Raw genomic sequence first — 17,736 nt, forward strand, 5'->3', positions numbered from 1 at the left:
GTGAGAAGGTTGCGTAAGAAACAAAAGGTTGTCTTAAATGACAATGTGAAAAAAAGATTCTATTATTCTACTGATAATGCGATTGAAAAACCATTCAATTGGCAACAAATGTTACGGTTGTTTTCCTATATGAAGCCGTATTCCAAAAACCTACTCCCGCTGGCGATAATAACGATGCTGATTGCTACAGGAGTAAGGCTGGTTGTGCCAATTATTATTGGTAAATATATGTTTGATTATGCCATTGATCAACGCGATATGGATATGGTTGTTAAGTTAGCTATTATTATATCCGTGCTATATGGCTTGTCCTATGTGGCAAATGCGCTAAGGATTAGATGGATGAATATGCTTGGACAGAATGTTATTTACGATTTGCGAAAACATCTGTTTACTCACGTTCAAGGCCTCTCTCATAGGTTCTTTGATCAGCGCTCAGCAGGTTCCATTCTTGTAAGGATAATGAATGATATTAATTCTCTTCAAGAGCTATTTACAAATGGCGTCATTAATCTATTAATGGACTTTATTCTTTTAGTAGGAATTGTTATCATTCTATTCGCCTTAAGTCCTGAACTAGCTGTTGCTATTCTTGTCATATTGCCAATTATGTTCTTAATTTCTACTAAATTGCGTAGGAAAATTAGAAGGGCTTGGCAGGATGTAAGGATCAAGCAAGCGATGCTAAATTCACATTTGAATGAAAGTATTCAAGGAATTCGTGTGACCCAATCGTTTACTCAGGAAAGAGAAAACATGGGGTTCTTCGACAGAATTAATACAGAGAACTTTCAATCTTGGCGAAATGCAACGCAACAAAATGCTATCTTTAGACCGTTTGTAGAAATGACGAATGCAGTTGGTACCGCAATCCTGATTTGGTTTGGTGCCTATTTAATTCAGCAAAACCTAACAGGTGGCTCCAGCACATTAACACTAGGGGTATTTATTTCCTTTGCATTCTATTTAGGAATGTTCTGGGAGCCCATTTCGCGATTGGGGCAGCTGTATAACATGCTGCTTGTTGGGATGGCTTCCTCTGAAAGAATCTTTGAATTCCTAGATGAAAAACCAATTGTGGATGAAAAAGAAGATGCCATTCATTTAGATACAATTAAGGGAGAGATCGAGTTTAAAGATGTTGAATTTTCATATGATAATAAACGGAAGGCCTTAAACAGTATTTCCTTGCACATGAACGCTGGTCAAACGGTTGCTTTAGTCGGTCATACAGGCTCTGGGAAAACCACGATTGCCAACTTAATTTCGCGGTTTTATGATGCCACTGGCGGTGAAGTGAAAATTGATGGTCATAACATTCGAGATATTTCTGTAAAAAGCTTGCGTTCGCAAATCAGCGTTGTTCTGCAGGATACCTTTATTTTCTCTGGCACCATTAATGATAACATCCGTTTTGGTCGTCCTACGGCTACGGATGAGGAAGTAAAAGCAGCTGCAGAGGCAGTAGGTGTGAATAACTTTATTGAAAGATTAAAAAATGGATATGAAACAGAGGTAGAAGAAAGAGGAAATGTATTATCAGTAGGAGAAAGACAATTGATTTCCTTTGCAAGAGCCTTACTGGCAGATCCTAGCATCATTATTTTAGATGAAGCAACAGCGAGTATAGATACAGAAACAGAAGTACAAATTCAAACTGCTTTGAAAAAGCTTTTACATGGTAGGACTGCAATAATCATTGCGCATCGACTTTCTACGATAAGAGAAGCTGACAAAATCATCGTCCTTGATCATGGAAACATTATGGAACAAGGAAATCATGACCAATTAATGGAGCATCAAGGGATTTATTATCACCTTGTAAAAGCTCAATTTACCATGTCTGATGTAAGTTGATGCAAAAAGGACACCCGCTAACGTATTTGAGGGTGTCCTTTTTATATATTTGGCTCTTTTTATGGTACAATAGGAATAAAAATTGAGTCCATATGGGGGAAAAGTCGTTGAAAAAGAAAGAGTTTGCCGTTATTGGTTTAGGTCGTTTCGGGGGTAGCATGGTGGAGGCATTGAGCAATGAGGGAGTGGAAGTACTTGCCATTGATAATAATGAAGAACGAGTGAATGAGTTTGCAAACATTGCATCTCATGCTGTAGTTGGAGACAGTACAGATGAGGCAGTGTTAAAAAGCATTGGGATCCGTAATTTTGATCATGTTATTGTTGCTATTGGTGATAATATCCAAGCTAGCATTCTGACAACCCTAATACTAAAAGAGCTAGGTGTAAAGCATATAACTGTTAAAGCAACAAATGACTATCATGAAAAGGTGTTAAGTCGAATCGGTGCTGACCAGGTCGTTCATCCAGAAAGAGATATGGGAAGAAGAATTGCCCATAACATAGTATCTAACAATGTATTAGATTATCTAGAGCTATCTGATGAACATAGCATCGTGGAGATTGTAGCTAGCAGAAGGATTGACGGTAAAACTTTAATAAGTTTAGATATCCGTGCCAAATACGGAATTAATATTGTCGCAATCAAAAGAGGAAGAGATATCATTGTTTCTCCTCAAGCAACAGACCCAATCAGGCAAGGAGATATTCTTATTGTCATAGGTGCTGATACAGATATCAATAGATTTGAAAAAAATGTGGTAGAAGATTAAAAACCTCAGGAGCTTAAGCTCCTGAGGTTTTTATATCTTGTCTTTTATACTTCCATGATGATAGGTAATATCATTGGGCGACGTTTTGTTTTTTCATAAAGGAATGGAGCAAGTGTGTCTGTAATCTCGTTTTTGATTTCAGACCATTGTGTTGTTCTGCGCTCCATAATTTTATTCAAATGCTTAGAAATAAGAGATTGAGCATCATTAATTAAATCACCAGATTCTCTCATATACACAAATCCACGAGAGATAATGTCTGGGCCTGAAGCAATCTTGAAATCCTTCATGTTAATGCTAACCACAACAACTACTAAGCCTTCTTCTGATAGGATACGGCGATCTCGTAACACGATGTTTCCGATATCTCCTATGCCGTTTCCATCTATATAGACGTTACCAGAAGGGATTTTTCCAGCTACAGATGCTTCTTCCTCACTTAATGCTAAAACCTCACCATTATCCATCACAAAGCAGTTTTCCTCACGAACACCACAATCAATCGCAAGTTGTTTGTGCGTGATTTGCATGCGGTATTCACCGTGAATTGGCATGAAGTATTTTGGTTTTATTAAGCGCAACATAAGTTTTTGCTCTTGTTGACCACCGTGACCGGATGTATGAATATCACTTAAGGATCCGTGGATTACATCTGCACCTGCGCGGAAAAGCATATTGATAGTACGATTGACACTTAATGTATTCCCAGGAATTGGGGAAGAAGAAAAGACAACCGTATCTCCTGGTATGATTTGAATCTGACGGTGTGTTCCATTCGCAATGCGGGAAAGAGCTGCCATAGGTTCTCCTTGGCTTCCAGTACAAAGGATGGTCACTTTGTTAGCAGGCATTCTATTAATTTGGTTTGCCTCAATAAATGTATCTTTTGGTGCGTTTATATATCCAAGCTCTTGACCGATATTAATCGCTGCTTCCATACTGCGTCCGAATACAGCAATTTTCCTTCCATGAGCAACCGCTGCTTCTGTTACTTGTTGAAGGCGGTGAATATTAGAGGCAAAGGTAGCAAAGATGACCCTTCCGTCTACTTTACGGAAAATATCCTGAATACTTTCACCAACACGACGCTCAGACATTGTAAAGTCAGGGATTTCACTATTTGTACTATCAGATAGTAAGCAAAGAACGCCTTCTTTTCCGATCTCCGCCATCTTTGTTAAGTTAGCAGGCTCTCCAACAGGAGTAAAGTCAAATTTAAAGTCACCAGTATGAACAATGTTACCTTGAGGTGTTTTAACAACCACACCATAGGAATCTGGAATACTGTGAGTAGTACGGAAGAAAGTAACCGACGTTTTGCGGAATTTAATAATATCATCTTCCTGAATTTCAATCAGTTTTGTTTTGCGAAGAAGACCATGCTCCTCCAATTTATTCTTAATAAGACCGAGAGCGAGTTTCCCTCCATATACAGGAATATCAACTTCGCGAAGTAGGTAAGGAATTCCCCCAATATGATCTTCGTGACCATGGGTAACAAAAAGTCCTTTAATTTTTTCTTGGTTTTTAACTAGGTATGTGTAATCAGGAATAACGTAATCAATCCCTAATAATTCGTCTTCAGGGAATTTAATACCGGCATCAATTAGGATAATTTCGTCTTGAAATTGAACAGCATAGGTGTTTTTCCCGATCTCACCTAGCCCTCCTAGAGCGAATACCGCTGCTTGGTTGTTTTTTACAAATTTCATTGTCTATCAAATCTCCAATACTTTATAGTTTTCAGATTGTTTTTCATATTCGAAGAAGTCGCCAGTAACCGGTTGGATAAATTCGATATTATACGGCATGTCCTTTAGTTTCCTGCGAACCTCAAACACTTCAGTGGCTTCAATATAAAGAGCCTCGGTTTTCTCTCTAACTGGTGCTTCCGTAACGTCTTCTTGGTAGTACACTTTAAAAATCATCTTTATCTCTCCTTAAACATTTCTCCCACGTCCCATAGCTCTTGGAAAATGGTTTTATAAATATATTTTAAGTAGGAAAAAAGTGCGGAAGTATCCGGCGACGCAGAAATGTGTCCATCATTCTGTGCACTTTTTTCTTACAAAAAGACAGTAAGTATGGTATTTACTATATGTAACGTTCATTGGCCTTTAAGCCATTATTAACCTATTATATACGAAAAGCCTCAGGAATTCATGCTTTTAATGCAACCTAACCTTATACTATATTTCCCACAGGGAGCTTTCGCATACGCTGACAGGTTATGGCGGGGTTATTCTTATTATAGTTTCCCTAGGTATCTTTGTAAAATTTATGTGGGGAAAATATAGAAGAGTCCTTCTTTATGAATGGAGGACTCTTTAAAAAAAATTTAAGCAATCGTTTTTCTTTTTAAGATATCATTCATTCTCCGCAGCAGTTTTCTTCGCAATCTTCTTAGCATAGTCTTTCACTCCCTGTACTCGAAATCGTTCTGTTTGTTACTAGTTAATATGCATCAAACAGTAAAAATAGTTGCTGGTAAAAATACGAAATTTAGCACAAAAGGAATGGTAGGTTGCGTCTAGACGACCACTTTTAAACTGCGTATAGTTAGTATCAGATTAACATATAACTGTTGTGTTGGGAATACGCATACTGTGTTTAGAAAAGAGAATGATTAAAGTTTTCATTGACAGTAAGCGTTTTCTTCATGTAGGTTAGAATAAACTTTTATTTCGAAACCCTAATGATTAAGGTGGGAAAACTAGATGAAACGTCTCTATTTAGCGTTATTGACCCTAAGTTTAATCTGGGGAATGTCCTTTTTCTTCATAAAAATTCTCGTTACGGACTTAGGTGTTCTCGGGGTGGTTTTTTGGAGATGTGTGTTCGGAGCAGGAACACTTTTCGTTCTGCTTTTAATTCAACAAAAAATGAAGGTTATTAAAAAGTTACCAATTGTTCCAATCCTTTTGATCGCAATACTAAATAACGCACTTCCATGGGCGCTCATTGCAATCAGTGAGACTTCCATTAGTTCTAGCATGGCATCTGTTGTTAATGCCACTACACCTATATGGACCATCCTTATTGGATTTTCGATTTTTTCTAGTAAAATGAGAACAATGCAATGGATTGGTGTGCTTGTTGGTTTTATTGGGATCTTGGTGCTATTAAAGTTGAACATAATACAACTGTTTCAGGATAATTTTTTTGGTGTGGGTACGATGCTTGGAGCAACGATTTGCTATGGTTTTGGCGCACACCTTAGCAGAAGATACCTTCAAGACATTCCAATTACTATCATATCCTTCAGTACACTTGCGATGGCAGGGATTCTTTCGGGTATTTTTATGCTTGTTCTTGCCCCAGAAGGCTTTCTAGCAGTTACAACTGCTTCTACCATTTTTTCCTTGATTGGATTAGGTGTTTTTGGATCAGGGATTGCTTACCTTCTTTATTATTACATGGTAAAAGAGGGAAGTGCCGAGTTTGCTTCACTTGTTACTTATATTGTTCCCCTTACAGCAATGGGGTGGGGAAGCCTTTTATTAAACGAAGAGATTACACCTCATATGCTTATTGGTTTAATTCTTATCTTTTCTGGTGTATATTTATCCTCGTATAAGACGAAAGCAAAAAAACAAAAACCTGTTAATAAAATCGCAGTCTAAATGAAGTTAGGTGATAAAGATGAACAAAGAAAATAAAATCGTGTTTTTTGATATAGATGGCACGTTGTTAAATCATCAGAAGGAACTCCCAAATTCCACTAAAAAAGCAATAGAAGAATTAAAAGAACAAGGTGTATATGTAGCCATTGCAACAGGAAGAGCTCCTTTTATGTTTGAAGATCTTCGGAAGGAATTAGATATTCACTCTTATGTTAGCTTTAATGGGCAGTATGTTGTTTTCGAAGGGGAAGTGGTTTATAAAAATCCTTTAAGTCTTGAGAAGATGAAGGAGCTCAGACAATTTTCTGAGAAGATGAATCATCCTCTTGTTTACTTAAATCATCAGGTTATGAAGTCAAATGTAGAAAGTCATCCATTCATTCATGAAAGTATGGGCAGCTTAAAGTTTACTCATCCTGAATATGGACCTGATTTCCTTGAAACAACAGAGATATACCAAGCTTTGCTTTTCATCGAAGAAAATGAACAGCAGCATTATGTAGATACTTATCGTGATTTCCACTACATTCGTTGGCACCAATATTCCACAGACATTCTGCCAAAGGGCGGTTCTAAAGCAATTGGAATTGAAAAAATGCTACAAAAACTACCCTTCAAATCAGAAAATGTTTACGCCTTTGGAGATGGATTGAATGATATAGAAATGATACGTTCGGTAGCGAACGGGATTGCTATGGGAAATGCACATCCTGAATTATTGAAAGTAGCGAAGCATGTAACGAAGGACGTAGGAGAAGACGGCATCTGGCACGGACTACACGATTTTGGGTTGTTAAAGCAAAAGGCCTGATCACTTGATCAGGCCTTTTGTTATCTCTCGATTGGAATGGCTCCTTGTGGAGGTTGAAATGGGTTTTGTGCATCAATATGATCATAAAACATGACACCATTTAAATGATCAATTTCATGCTGAAACACAATAGATAATAGCCCCTTTAAGCGCAGTTTCACTTCTTCACCTGCTGTGTTTACTGCTTTTACGGTAATTCGAGCATATCGCGGCACAAGCCCAGGCACTTCCCGTTCTACCGATAAACATCCCTCGCCTGAAGTAAGAAAGCTTTTCTCAACAGAATGACTAACAATCTTAGGATTGAAAAGTGCATGACTATGTAGATTTCCTGACTCATCCCGTATATGAATGGCAATCATTTTTTTTGAAATGTTGATTTGCGGCGCTGCAAGTCCAATTCCAGGACGTAAGTTATACTTTTGAGCCATTTCTGGGTTTTGGCTATTTTGAAGGTACTCCATCATTTGATTTAAAATGGTGATTTCCTCTGTAGATGGAGGTAAAAGTACATCTTCTGCCACCTTTCTCAAAGTAGGATTTCCTTCTTTGATTATGTCTTTTGAGGTTAACATTTTCGTCACTCCTAACTCACTATATATAGCTACTATACTCTATTGTGTGCTTTAAATGGTAGTAAGATGATTTTTAATAAGAATAAAGAATACTGTATTATTTTTATGCTTCGAGAAGGGAATTTAATATTGTAAATAATAGCAATAAATTTTATAGTTAAATAGAAGATATGTTAGGGGGATATTAAATTGCATTTATGGAAAAAAACGGTTTGTTCTAGTGCGATCGCTTTTTCCTTACTTTTGTCTGGCTGTGTAAATGGGGAATCTCCAGAGCAAGAGATTTTCCAGACACTTGAAAAAGTAGTGGAATTAGAAGCTAGCTTTGAAGAACAACAAGATCCATTATTAGAATTAGAAAAAGAAGAGTCTGCTATTTATGAGGAAATTCTTAGTCTTGGTATGAAAGAATTTGACCAAATAGTCAAACTGTCTCAAGAAGGATTAACACTTGTTGAACAAAAAGAAGCAGCGATGGCAAAGGAAAAAGAAAGTATCGAAGCTGCAAGCGCAGAGTTTGAAGAAGTTAAGGCCTCTATTGAAGCTTTAGAGGATGAGAAACTTAAAAAGGAAGCTCAATCTCTATATCAGCTGATGGAACAAAGATATGAGGCTTACACAACATTGTGGAACCACTATATGGAAGCTGTAGAAATAGAAAAGGAATTGTATGGCCTTTTTCAAGTGGAAGATTTAACACTAGAAGAGCTTCAATTACAAATTAACAATCTAAATGAATCCTATGATAAGGTAAACGAATCCAATGAAACTTTTAATTCGTTTACTGAGCAATATAATAAAGCTAAATTAGATTTTTACAAGCAAGCAGGTTTAAATGTATCCTATGATAATTAATCTGTGATTAGAATTACCCAAGGGACACTGTGTTCCTTGGGTTGTTTTTATTTTTGGCTGTTTTCGCAAACTTTGTTACTACAGTTTATTATTCAGACACCCGTTGTAATGCTTTTTTCGAAGAGGGAGATATAAATATGTGGCATTTTAGCTTACCTAAAGATTAGAAAAAATCCTAAAGCTGACTTTATCCTGGCTAAAAGCAACAATCATTAAGAAGAGAGCTATATTTTTTTCCCTCCTTGTTTTATAACAATTCTGCTCGAAGGACAGCAAAGGCTCTACAATATCTGTTTTATTTGTATGCTAGAATAATCTTTTGCAGCAAAAGATTAATAAGAGTTATTAGCGGGAAAGGAGTAAATAACAACATTAAGCTATCATAAAATAATGTGATTTTCCGTCTGTTGTAGTTTGTTGATTGGTGATGAAACAGAAAAGTTAATTGTATTAGTACAGTTTAGTTATCAGAAAGTTTATTACATTTTTTGGTTGTATGAAATCTTAGTAATACAAAGGAATTGACGGAATTAAATCCTATACTGTAAACTTGACCTTGGTGAAAAGTTGTATTAATATTTTCATTGGTATTATTAATACAGATGAAATTTGCACAGTTTTTAGAACTAGAATTAACTGAGCGGTATCAGGTTCCAACGAAGTTCGTACAGGGCATATGAAAAAATGTCTTTTTATGTAATTTTTGGGTAACCTAATTTTGTATGTAACAATGGATAAAATAGTTCTCTCAATAGAAAGGAAGAGGTGACTTTAATGGCTGCCAAAACAAAAAATGCTAAGTTAGATCCAAAGCAGCAGTTAGCAAAAGTGGAAGAGCAATTTCAAACGTTCCAAATTTTAAATGAAGAAGGCGAAGTAGTAAATGAAGCTGCAATGCCTGAATTAAGTGATGATCAATTAAGAGAGTTGATGCGTCGCATGGTATACACTCGTGTGCTTGACCAACGTTCCATCAGTCTTAACAGACAAGGACGTTTAGGTTTCTATGCACCTACAGCTGGACAGGAAGCATCTCAACTTGCTTCTCAATTTGCGTTAGAAAGTGATGACTTTATCCTTCCTGGATACCGTGATGTTCCTCAAATGATTTGGCATGGTTTGCCGTTGTATCAAGCGTTTTTATTCTCTCGTGGACACTTCCACGGAAACCAAATGCAAGAGGATTTAAATCTATTGCCACCACAAATTATTATTGGAGCACAAATTATCCAAACAGCAGGTGTGGCACTTGGTCTTAAGAAAAAAGGGAAAAAGTCTGTCGCTATTACATATACAGGTGACGGGGGAGCATCCCAAGGTGACTTCTATGAAGGGTTAAACTTTGCAGGAGCATATCAAGCACCGGCAATTTTTGTTGTGCAGAACAACCGATTTGCTATTTCCACTCCAGTTGAAAAGCAATCTGCAGCAACAACTATTGCACAAAAAGCTGTAGCAGCAGGTATTCCTGGAATTCAAGTGGATGGAATGGATGCGTTAGCAGTGTATGCAGCAACTCGTGATGCTCGTGAGCGTGCTGTGAATGGTGAAGGTCCAACGTTAATTGAAACGCTGACATACCGTTATGGTCCACATACAATGGCTGGGGATGACCCAACTCGTTACCGTACTTCTGAATTAGATGACGAGTGGGAAAAGAAGGATCCACTAGTTCGTTTCCGTAAGTTCTTAGAAAACAAGGGCATTTGGAGCGAAGAAGATGAAAATAAAGTAATTGAAGAGGCAAAAGAAGATATTAAGGTTGCAATCAAAAAAGCAGATGATCAACCTAAACAAAAAGTAACGGACCTTATCTCCTTCATGTACGAGGAGCTTCCATATAACCTTAAGGAACAAAATGAAATTTACAAAGAGAAGGAGTCGAAGTAAGCCATGGCGCAAATGACTATGATTCAAGCAATCACTGATGCGTTACGCACAGAATTGAAAAATGACGAAAATGTCTTGCTTTTCGGTGAAGACGTTGGGCAAAACGGTGGGGTTTTCCGTGCAACTGAAGGCCTTCAAGCAGAGTTCGGAGAAGATCGCGTATTTGATACGCCCCTTGCAGAATCAGGGATTGGTGGTCTTGCAGTGGGTCTTGGTGTAACTGGATTCCGACCTGTAATGGAAATCCAATTCTTCGGTTTTGTATACGAAGTAATGGACTCCGTAAGTGGACAACTTGCTCGTATGCGTTACCGTACTGGTGGAAAATGGAGCTCTCCTGTAACGATTCGTTCTCCTTTCGGTGGTGGAGTGCACACGCCTGAGCTTCATGCGGACAGCTTAGAAGGACTTATGGCACAACAACCAGGTCTGAAAGTAGTTATTCCATCCACACCATATGACGCAAAAGGACTTTTAATTGCTGCTATTCGCGACAATGACCCAGTTGTGTTCTTAGAGCATATGAAATTATATCGTTCTTTCCGTCAGGAGGTTCCTGAAGAGGAGTACACAATCGAGCTTGGCAAAGCAGATGTGAAACGTGAAGGAACAGATATTACTATGGTTACTTATGGTGCTATGGTTCATGAATGCTTAAAAGCTGCTGATGTATTAGAGAAAGACGGCGTTTCTGCTGAAGTGATTGATTTGCGTACTGTCAGCCCACTAGATATTGATACCATTATTGCATCTGTTGAAAAGACAGGCCGTGCTATCGTTGTTCAGGAAGCGCAAAAGCAGGCTGGTATAGCAGCGAACGTGGTTGCAGAAATCAATGACCGTGCTATTTTAAGTCTTGAAGCGCCTGTATTGCGTGTTGCTGCACCAGATACAGTATTCCCATTCTCTCAAGCAGAGAGTGTATGGCTACCAAACCATAAAGATGTTTTAGAAACTGCGAAAAAAGTTCTGAACTTCTAATTTTTATAACTATCGGGAAGAAGTCCATTCTTAGCTTTGCAAAGAGTGGGCTCTCCATTTTATCTATAACTTATCTATCATAGGAGGTTGAAGACTGTGGCATTCGAATTTAAATTGCCAGATATCGGTGAAGGTATCCATGAAGGTGAAATTGTTAAGTGGTTCGTTAAACCAGGTGACGAAATTGAAGAAGATGATATACTTTGTGAAGTACAAAACGATAAAGCAGTAGTAGAAATTCCTTCCCCAGTAAAAGGGAAGGTTGAAGAATTAAAGGTGGACGAAGGAACAGTAGCAACGGTTGGTCAAACCATCATCACACTAGATGCACCAGGTTACGAAGACCTCAAATTCAAAGGTGACGACCACGGTAGCGACGAAGAAAAACCAGAGCCGAAAAAAGAAGAAAAAACAGAAGAACAGGTTCAAGCTACTGCTGAAGCTGGACAAGATGTGAAAAAAGCAGAAGCTCCAAAAGAAGAGCCGAAAGCTGAAACTGGCGCAGGCGCACAAGAACAAGTAGAAGTGGATCCGAACAAACGTGTGATTGCGATGCCTTCTGTTCGTAAATATGCTCGTGAAAAAGGCGTAGAAATTCGTCAAGTTCAAGGATCTGGAGATAATGGCCGCGTTCTTAAGAGTGATATCGATTCCTTCCTTTCTGGCGGTGGCGCTAAAGCAGAAGAAGCTACTACTGCTACAGATTCTGCTCCAGCAAAAGAGGAAGCAAAAGAAACAAAACAAGAAAAACAAGCGATTCCTGCTGGTCAATATCCAGAAACTCGTGAGAAAATGAGCGGTATGCGTCGTGCGATTGCTAAAGCAATGGTTAACTCTAAGCACACAGCTCCTCATGTAACGCTAATGGATGAAATTGATGTGACAGATTTAGTTGCCCATCGTAAAAAATTCAAAACAGTTGCAGCAGATAAGGGTATTAAGTTAACATTCTTACCATACGTAGTTAAAGCACTTACATCTGCGTTACGAGAGTATCCGGTTCTAAATACATCCTTAGATGATGCAACAGATGAAATCGTGCACAAGCATTATTACAACATCGGTATCGCAGCTGATACGGAAAAAGGACTATTAGTTCCTGTTGTAAAAGATGCGGATAGAAAATCTATCTTCTCTATCTCAAATGAAATTAATGAGTTGGCTGGAAAAGCGCGTGATGGAAAGTTAGCTTCCGATGAAATGAAAGGTGCATCTTGCACTATCACCAATATCGGTTCTGCTGGTGGTCAATGGTTCACACCAGTTATTAACCACCCTGAAGTTGCCATTTTAGGTATCGGCCGTATCGCTGAGAAACCTGTAGTGAAAGACGGAGAAATTGTAGTAGCTCCAGTTCTTGCATTATCACTAAGCTTTGACCATCGTATGATTGATGGTGCTACTGCTCAAAATGCGCTTAACCACATTAAGCGTCTGTTGAACGATCCACAACTATTGTTAATGGAGGGGTAAGGTAAATGGTAGTAGGAGATTTTGCAATTGAAGTAGATACGCTTGTCATTGGTTCAGGGCCTGGTGGATATGTTGCGGCAATCCGCGCTGCTCAGCTAGGACAAAAGGTAACAATTGTAGAAAAAAACACACTTGGTGGAGTATGCCTAAACGTTGGTTGTATTCCTTCTAAGGCATTAATTTCTGCTGGTCATCGTTATGAAACAGCTAAGCACTCCGATGATATGGGAATTACTGCTGAGAATGTTACAGTTGATTTTACTAAAGTCCAAGAGTGGAAAGCGGGCGTAGTAAAAAAATTAACCGGCGGAGTAGAAGGTCTACTTAAGGGGAATAAAGTGGACATCGTTTCAGGTGAAGCCTACTTTGTGGACGGAAACACTGTACGTATCATGGACGAAAACTCTGCACAAACTTACAAGTTTAACAACTGTATCATTGCAACAGGTTCTCGCCCAATTGAAATTCCAACGTTTAAATATTCCAAGCGTGTGCTTGATTCAACAGGTGCATTAGCGCTTAAAGACATTCCAAAGAAGCTTGTTGTTATTGGTGGAGGCTATATCGGTACAGAGCTTGGTACAGCATACGCTAACTTTGGAACAGAAGTTGTGATTGTTGAAGCTGCAGATGAGATCTTGGCTGGCTTTGAAAAGCAAATGAGCTCACTTGTAAAGCGTAATCTAAAGAAAAAAGGCAATGTGGAAATCTTCACAAAAGCTATGGCTAAAGGTGTAGAAGAAACAGAAGATGGCGTGAAAGTAACAATTGAAGTAAAAGGCGAAGAGCAAACAATCGAAGCTGATTACGTACTAGTTACTGTTGGTCGTCGTCCAAACACAGACGAACTTGGCCTAGAGCAGGTTGGGGTAGAAATGACGGACCGTGGCGTAGTGAAAATCGACAAACAATGCCGCACAAGTGTTTCTAACATCTATGCAATTGGTGACATTGTAGATGGACCACCACTAGCCCACAAAGCTTCTTATGAAGGTAAAATCGCTGCAGAGGCAATTGCTGGTGAGCCAGCTGAAATCGACTACTTAGGAATTCCAGCGGTAGTATTCTCTGAGCCTGAGCTTGCATCTGTTGGTTATACAGAGGCACAAGCGAAGGAAGAAGGAATCGAAGTAATTGCTGCTAAGTTCCCATTTGCTGCAAATGGTCGTGCTTTAGCATTAAATGCAACAGACGGCTTCTTAAAGCTAGTAACTCGTAAGGAAGATGGCTTAATCATCGGTGCTCAAATTGCTGGTTCTAGCGCATCTGATATGATTGCTGAACTTGGCCTTGCTATCGAAGCAGGAATGACTGCAGAAGATATCGCAATGACCATCCACGCTCATCCGACATTGGGAGAAATCACAATGGAAGCGGCTGAAGTTGCGATGGGTAGCCCGATTCATGTTGTAAAATAATATTATTTAAAAAAGACCTCCAAAATAGGAGGTCTTTTTACTTATTTATAAGCTGAACCGTCAGCTTTATTTAATGCCTCTTCAATCGAAACGACAATGTTCTCTTTTGATTGGGGGCCATCAATTTGTGTTAATATCTTATTCTGGTGAACAACCACTATAGTAGGGGTTGATGTTACATTAAATTGCTTATATAAAATCTTATTTCCTTCTGAATGTACAAATTCAATATTTTCCAAATCATCTGACTCAGAACTTTTCACATCAATAATTGCATCATAATATGTACTTTCATCGTGATCATTCGTTTCCCCGGAGAAAAATAAAAGGGTGTGGGAATCCTCTGGAATTTCCATATGTGTGATAGATTCATTTTCCTGACAGGAAGATAAAATGAAAAAAGACAACGTAAAAAATACAACAGAGCCTCTTATCATGGCAATCCTCACTTTCTGTGCGATGGGGGTGAAATATAACGTTTTTTATGTCATTTGTCTATACATAATTGGTGCTATTCTACCATTAAAAATCCACAAATCTGGATTTGTTATCAAAATGTTACAAAATTGAAAAATAGAATACTCCTTCCTAACATATTTATTCATAAGGTTTTTAATTTACAAAAATCGGCTACATAAATAGAAATATGCAAATAGGGGCTGCTTATATGAAAAGTTACGTAGTATTTCTCATTCAGAATATGTTCTGGGGTACTTACAGCTTCATAGAGTGGTTTTCTGCAAGAGATAAAACACAAGCTAAAATAATTCTTCTAGGTATATTTATTTATCTTTGTTATATGATGGCAATGGCTATAATGAAAAAGAAAAAAGCTGCTTTTGTAACAACACTCGTAAGCTTTATATTTTTCTTTAGCTTTCAACAGCTTTTTTTCTACTTCGTGTTCTAAAGGAAGAACTAAATCCTCCATTTAAAGGACCCCAAAAATATGGAAAGTTATTGCCTTTAAACCGCATTTACTAGTATGATAAAAGAGGAACTTTACCTTTGGAGGAAACAATATGAAAAAATGGATACTACCTACACTGTTAATGCTCCTCCTAACAGCTTGTGGAGACACACCCGAAAATGATGGGAAAGCATTAGAAGAAAAAAATGCTTCCAATGAGGAGAATCATTCAAACAAGGATAAAAACAATGGCGAAGTCCCTGCCTCTACTAACGGTGAAACGCCAGATGACACGGAGGAAACGGACGAAGGTCAAGAAGAGCAAGAAGAGCCCGGGAAGGGTGAAGAGGATGAAGAGGTCGCATCCCCAGATGAAAATACTTCTGTTACACCACAATATATCGTAAACCCTGGCAATTACTCCATCGAGCCAATTCAAGATGCTATTTCAGAGGTTGTCCTATTAACTATTGATGACGCTCCTGATAGGTATGCGCTAGAGATGGCGAAAACATTACAAGAGTTGAATGTAAAAGCAATCTTTTTTGTGAATGGACATTTTATTGAAACGGAAGAAGAAAAAGCTGTCTTGAAGAAAATCTATGATATGGGGTTTCCCATCGGAAACCATACCATGTCGCATAAATCATTAGATAATATTCCAGAAGACAAGCAGTATGAAGAAATTATGGAATTGAACGAACGAATTGAAGAAATAACAGGGGAAAAACCTCGGTTTTTTAGAGCCCCATTTGGAGCCAATACTGATTATGTTAGAGAGCTTGTGAAAGAGGAAGGAATGATCCTCATGAACTGGACATATGGCTACGATTGGGAAGCTGAATACAGAGAACCTGAAGCACTGAAAGAGATTATGATAAACTCCGATCAGCTAAGAAACGGTGCAAATCTTCTCATGCATGACAGAGAATGGACGAACGAAGCTCTTCCAGGAATTGTGAAGGGGCTTCAAGAAAAGGGCTATCAAATTGTTGATCCTGACTTAATTGGAGCGGAAGAAGAGGTTACCACATCAGAATAATAAAAGAAAAGCCCGCTTACACGTGGGCTTTTCTTTAACGTTTATAATAATACATGATACTGCCAGTAAACAACTTTAATTCTGCCTCTAGCTTCTTTGCCAGAAACTTACACAGTTCATTGGCCTTGGCTTTATCTCCATGTGTACTTTGATCATGAAGGGTAATTTGAATGTAAGAAAGCGGCTCTGTTTCTGATGTAGCTGCTTGCGTTCCTACTCCAATTAAAATCATGTTATAACGGTCTTCCTTAGCCTTTAAATAAAACCAAACACCTTCACCTTCTGGCTTTTCCTTTATTTCATAAGGAAAGGCTGCTTCACTATATTCCCAGGCTAATTGCTTCCCGGTTTTTGATGTAATTTCTTGATAATAGAGCAATAAATTTTTCACTTCATCGATGGTAAGGGTTTTCTGTTTTGAATTTTCCACAAGGTTAATATATGCACTACTGGCCATCGTTTTTCACTCCTAAATAAGACAACATATTCTTATTCTAGCACTGGAAGAAACAAGCAGACAACTCTTAAGTGAAAATTCTTGCAATTTAAATATCCAATAAGTTATAATAATATTCTGAATAACCAAAAAATAATAAGGAGGTACAGTATGAACCTATTTGACAAGCTTTATGACAACAATGAGAATGTGCCAGTTCGCTTTGTTGGATTTACAACGAAAGATGTCAGGTATGATTTTGGTATTGTATACACAAACATGTTTTTTGGTAAACCACTCGTTATTTGCATGCAAACCGGCCGCTCCACTCTCCTCGATCCTAAAGATGTTACTGACCTAAACCACCTTCAGCATGTGTTCCGTATTGAATCAACACAGCAGGCAGAAGACCTTGCAGAGTTCTTTTCCGAAGCGATTCCAACCATTCCATTCCAAGAGCAATATGAATAACACCTAACCAAAAGCCATCGTCTAAAAAAAGACGATGTTCTTTTTTTGCTCTTTTCTAAAGGCTGTTTTCGTAAAGTTTGTTGCTACTGTGTATCTTTAAGACACCCGTTATCAACGTTGCTGTCGTGCTCTTTTCGTGGAGGAGTTTTAAAAACGTGGCAATTTTTCTTAGCCCGAAGATTGGAAAAAGTCTTAAAGCCGACTTTTTCTTAGGTTTTAGCAACAATTTTTTAGAAAAGAGCTTTTCTAAATGAGACCCCCGAAGGACGCGGAGCCATTTGCGGAAAACAACACCGTTGTGTGATGAAAATTTAAATGTGACATACAATTTAATTATTGACATAACACATTTATCGGTTTATCATATAATTAATAACATAAAGCGCTTTCAAAACTAACGGCAGCTTTGCAAAAAAATTCTCACAGGAAAGAGGTTAGAGGGTATGGGTACAATCATTTGTCAAACTTGTAACAGCGCGGTAGACCATTTTGAGGATGAAAAAGTTACGACTTATTATGCAAAATGTCCAGATTGCCAGTGCTCTGAAAAAAGCGAAGATTTAGCCTAGAAATATATAGAATGAGAAAAGGGACCTCCAAATGGGGTCCCTTTTCTCATTC

At 38.2% G+C, this 17,736-nt stretch carries 18 protein-coding genes; 13 read left to right on the plus strand and 5 right to left on the minus strand.

Annotation, left to right across the window (positions count from 1 at the left end):
- Positions 1-9: 9 nt before the first annotated feature.
- Together FIU87_RS08280 and FIU87_RS08285 are read left to right on the plus strand one after the other, a co-directional pair.
- Positions 10-1,857: an ABC transporter ATP-binding protein gene (locus FIU87_RS08280; protein ID WP_152444149.1), complete on the plus strand. Its 1,848-nt coding sequence runs from the start codon at positions 10-12 to the stop codon at positions 1,855-1,857.
- A 92-nt stretch (positions 1,858-1,949) separates the two neighbouring features.
- Positions 1,950-2,630, plus strand: a complete 681-nt coding sequence (locus FIU87_RS08285) for a potassium channel family protein (protein WP_152444150.1) — start codon at positions 1,950-1,952, stop codon at positions 2,628-2,630.
- 44 nt (positions 2,631-2,674) lie between these two features.
- On the opposite strand, the gene rnjA is transcribed toward FIU87_RS08285, so the two are convergent.
- Positions 2,675-4,342: a ribonuclease J1 gene (rnjA, locus tag FIU87_RS08290; RefSeq protein WP_152444151.1), complete on the minus strand. Its 1,668-nt coding sequence runs from the start codon at positions 4,340-4,342 to the stop codon at positions 2,675-2,677.
- 6 nt (positions 4,343-4,348) lie between these two features.
- Positions 4,349-4,558 (minus strand): DNA-dependent RNA polymerase subunit epsilon, encoded by a 210-nt coding sequence (locus tag FIU87_RS08295; protein ID WP_152444152.1) that lies wholly within the window; start codon positions 4,556-4,558, stop codon positions 4,349-4,351.
- A gap of 789 nt (positions 4,559-5,347) precedes the next feature.
- On the opposite strand from FIU87_RS08295, the gene FIU87_RS08300 reads away from it, so the two are divergent.
- Both FIU87_RS08300 and FIU87_RS08305 read left to right on the plus strand, forming a co-directional pair.
- Positions 5,348-6,253: a DMT family transporter gene (locus FIU87_RS08300; protein WP_152444153.1), complete on the plus strand. Its 906-nt coding sequence runs from the start codon at positions 5,348-5,350 to the stop codon at positions 6,251-6,253.
- Between the two features lie 19 nt (positions 6,254-6,272).
- Positions 6,273-7,064 (plus strand): Cof-type HAD-IIB family hydrolase, encoded by a 792-nt coding sequence (locus tag FIU87_RS08305; protein WP_152444154.1) that lies wholly within the window; start codon positions 6,273-6,275, stop codon positions 7,062-7,064.
- A gap of 20 nt (positions 7,065-7,084) precedes the next feature.
- On the opposite strand, the gene def is transcribed toward FIU87_RS08305, so the two are convergent.
- A complete protein-coding gene (gene def / locus FIU87_RS08310) occupies positions 7,085-7,639 on the minus strand; it encodes a peptide deformylase (RefSeq protein ID WP_152444155.1) in 555 nt (184 codons plus the stop codon).
- 189 nt (positions 7,640-7,828) lie between these two features.
- On the opposite strand from def, the gene FIU87_RS08315 reads away from it, so the two are divergent.
- The 5 genes from FIU87_RS08315 (at position 7,829) to lpdA (ending at position 14,256) form a co-directional block, all read left to right on the plus strand.
- Entirely contained in the window at positions 7,829-8,494 is a 666-nt protein-coding gene (locus FIU87_RS08315) for a YkyA family protein (RefSeq protein ID WP_152444156.1), read from the plus strand.
- Between the two features lie 774 nt (positions 8,495-9,268).
- A complete protein-coding gene (gene pdhA / locus FIU87_RS08320) occupies positions 9,269-10,384 on the plus strand; it encodes a pyruvate dehydrogenase (acetyl-transferring) E1 component subunit alpha (protein ID WP_152444157.1) in 1,116 nt (371 codons plus the stop codon).
- 3 nt (positions 10,385-10,387) lie between these two features.
- Positions 10,388-11,365: an alpha-ketoacid dehydrogenase subunit beta gene (locus tag FIU87_RS08325; RefSeq protein ID WP_152444158.1), complete on the plus strand. Its 978-nt coding sequence runs from the start codon at positions 10,388-10,390 to the stop codon at positions 11,363-11,365.
- A gap of 96 nt (positions 11,366-11,461) precedes the next feature.
- Positions 11,462-12,838 (plus strand): dihydrolipoamide acetyltransferase family protein, encoded by a 1,377-nt coding sequence (locus FIU87_RS08330; RefSeq protein WP_152444159.1) that lies wholly within the window; start codon positions 11,462-11,464, stop codon positions 12,836-12,838.
- Positions 12,839-12,843: 5 nt separating this feature from the next.
- The gene (lpdA, locus tag FIU87_RS08335; RefSeq protein ID WP_152444160.1) at positions 12,844-14,256 is read left to right on the plus strand and encodes a dihydrolipoyl dehydrogenase; all 1,413 of its coding nucleotides are present in this window, start codon (positions 12,844-12,846) and stop codon (positions 14,254-14,256) included.
- A gap of 41 nt (positions 14,257-14,297) precedes the next feature.
- On the opposite strand, the gene FIU87_RS08340 is transcribed toward lpdA, so the two are convergent.
- Complete coding sequence (locus tag FIU87_RS08340; protein WP_216647563.1) at positions 14,298-14,705, minus strand: YbbN family protein; 408 nt, start codon at positions 14,703-14,705, stop codon at positions 14,298-14,300.
- 218 nt (positions 14,706-14,923) lie between these two features.
- Here FIU87_RS08340 and FIU87_RS08345 point away from each other — a divergent pair, with 218 nt between their 5' ends.
- Together FIU87_RS08345 and FIU87_RS08350 are read left to right on the plus strand one after the other, a co-directional pair.
- Positions 14,924-15,166 carry a hypothetical protein gene (locus tag FIU87_RS08345; RefSeq protein WP_152444162.1) on the plus strand — a complete coding sequence of 81 codons (243 nt, stop codon included), beginning with the start codon at positions 14,924-14,926 and terminating at the stop codon, positions 15,164-15,166.
- A gap of 112 nt (positions 15,167-15,278) precedes the next feature.
- A complete protein-coding gene (locus FIU87_RS08350; protein WP_152444163.1) occupies positions 15,279-16,208 on the plus strand; it encodes a polysaccharide deacetylase family protein in 930 nt (309 codons plus the stop codon).
- Positions 16,209-16,242: 34 nt separating this feature from the next.
- Here FIU87_RS08350 and FIU87_RS08355 read toward each other — a convergent pair whose 3' ends face one another.
- Positions 16,243-16,665 (minus strand): DUF1885 family protein, encoded by a 423-nt coding sequence (locus FIU87_RS08355; protein WP_152444164.1) that lies wholly within the window; start codon positions 16,663-16,665, stop codon positions 16,243-16,245.
- Positions 16,666-16,815: 150 nt separating this feature from the next.
- Here FIU87_RS08355 and FIU87_RS08360 point away from each other — a divergent pair, with 150 nt between their 5' ends.
- On the plus strand, positions 16,816-17,115 hold the full coding sequence (locus FIU87_RS08360; RefSeq protein ID WP_152444165.1) for a DUF3055 domain-containing protein: 300 nt from the start codon (positions 16,816-16,818) through the stop codon (positions 17,113-17,115).
- 443 nt (positions 17,116-17,558) lie between these two features.
- Positions 17,559-17,684: a GapA-binding peptide SR1P gene (locus tag FIU87_RS08365; RefSeq protein ID WP_010192775.1), complete on the plus strand. Its 126-nt coding sequence runs from the start codon at positions 17,559-17,561 to the stop codon at positions 17,682-17,684.
- Positions 17,685-17,736: the final 52 nt, after the last annotated feature.

It is taken from the genome of Bacillus sp. THAF10, assembly GCF_009363695.1.
Classification (GTDB): domain Bacteria; phylum Bacillota; class Bacilli; order Bacillales; family Bacillaceae_I; genus Sutcliffiella_A.

Coding starts and splice junctions, on each gene's coding strand:
- FIU87_RS08345 (WP_152444162.1), top strand. CDS start 14,924: ATGAAAAGTTACGTAGTATTTCTCATTCAGAATATGTTCTGGGGTACT.
- FIU87_RS08350 (WP_152444163.1), top strand. CDS start 15,279: ATGAAAAAATGGATACTACCTACACTGTTAATGCTCCTCCTAACAGCT.
- FIU87_RS08355 (WP_152444164.1), bottom strand. CDS start 16,665: ATGGCCAGTAGTGCATATATTAACCTTGTGGAAAATTCAAAACAGAAA.
- FIU87_RS08285 (WP_152444150.1), top strand. CDS start 1,950: ATGGGGGAAAAGTCGTTGAAAAAGAAAGAGTTTGCCGTTATTGGTTTA.
- FIU87_RS08295 (WP_152444152.1), bottom strand. CDS start 4,558: ATGATTTTTAAAGTGTACTACCAAGAAGACGTTACGGAAGCACCAGTT.
- pdhA (WP_152444157.1), top strand. CDS start 9,269: ATGGCTGCCAAAACAAAAAATGCTAAGTTAGATCCAAAGCAGCAGTTA.
- rnjA (WP_152444151.1), bottom strand. CDS start 4,342: ATGAAATTTGTAAAAAACAACCAAGCAGCGGTATTCGCTCTAGGAGGG.
- FIU87_RS08365 (WP_010192775.1), top strand. CDS start 17,559: ATGGGTACAATCATTTGTCAAACTTGTAACAGCGCGGTAGACCATTTT.
- FIU87_RS08325 (WP_152444158.1), top strand. CDS start 10,388: ATGGCGCAAATGACTATGATTCAAGCAATCACTGATGCGTTACGCACA.
- FIU87_RS08300 (WP_152444153.1), top strand. CDS start 5,348: ATGAAACGTCTCTATTTAGCGTTATTGACCCTAAGTTTAATCTGGGGA.
- FIU87_RS08360 (WP_152444165.1), top strand. CDS start 16,816: ATGAACCTATTTGACAAGCTTTATGACAACAATGAGAATGTGCCAGTT.
- lpdA (WP_152444160.1), top strand. CDS start 12,844: ATGGTAGTAGGAGATTTTGCAATTGAAGTAGATACGCTTGTCATTGGT.
- def (WP_152444155.1), bottom strand. CDS start 7,639: ATGTTAACCTCAAAAGACATAATCAAAGAAGGAAATCCTACTTTGAGA.
- FIU87_RS08305 (WP_152444154.1), top strand. CDS start 6,273: ATGAACAAAGAAAATAAAATCGTGTTTTTTGATATAGATGGCACGTTG.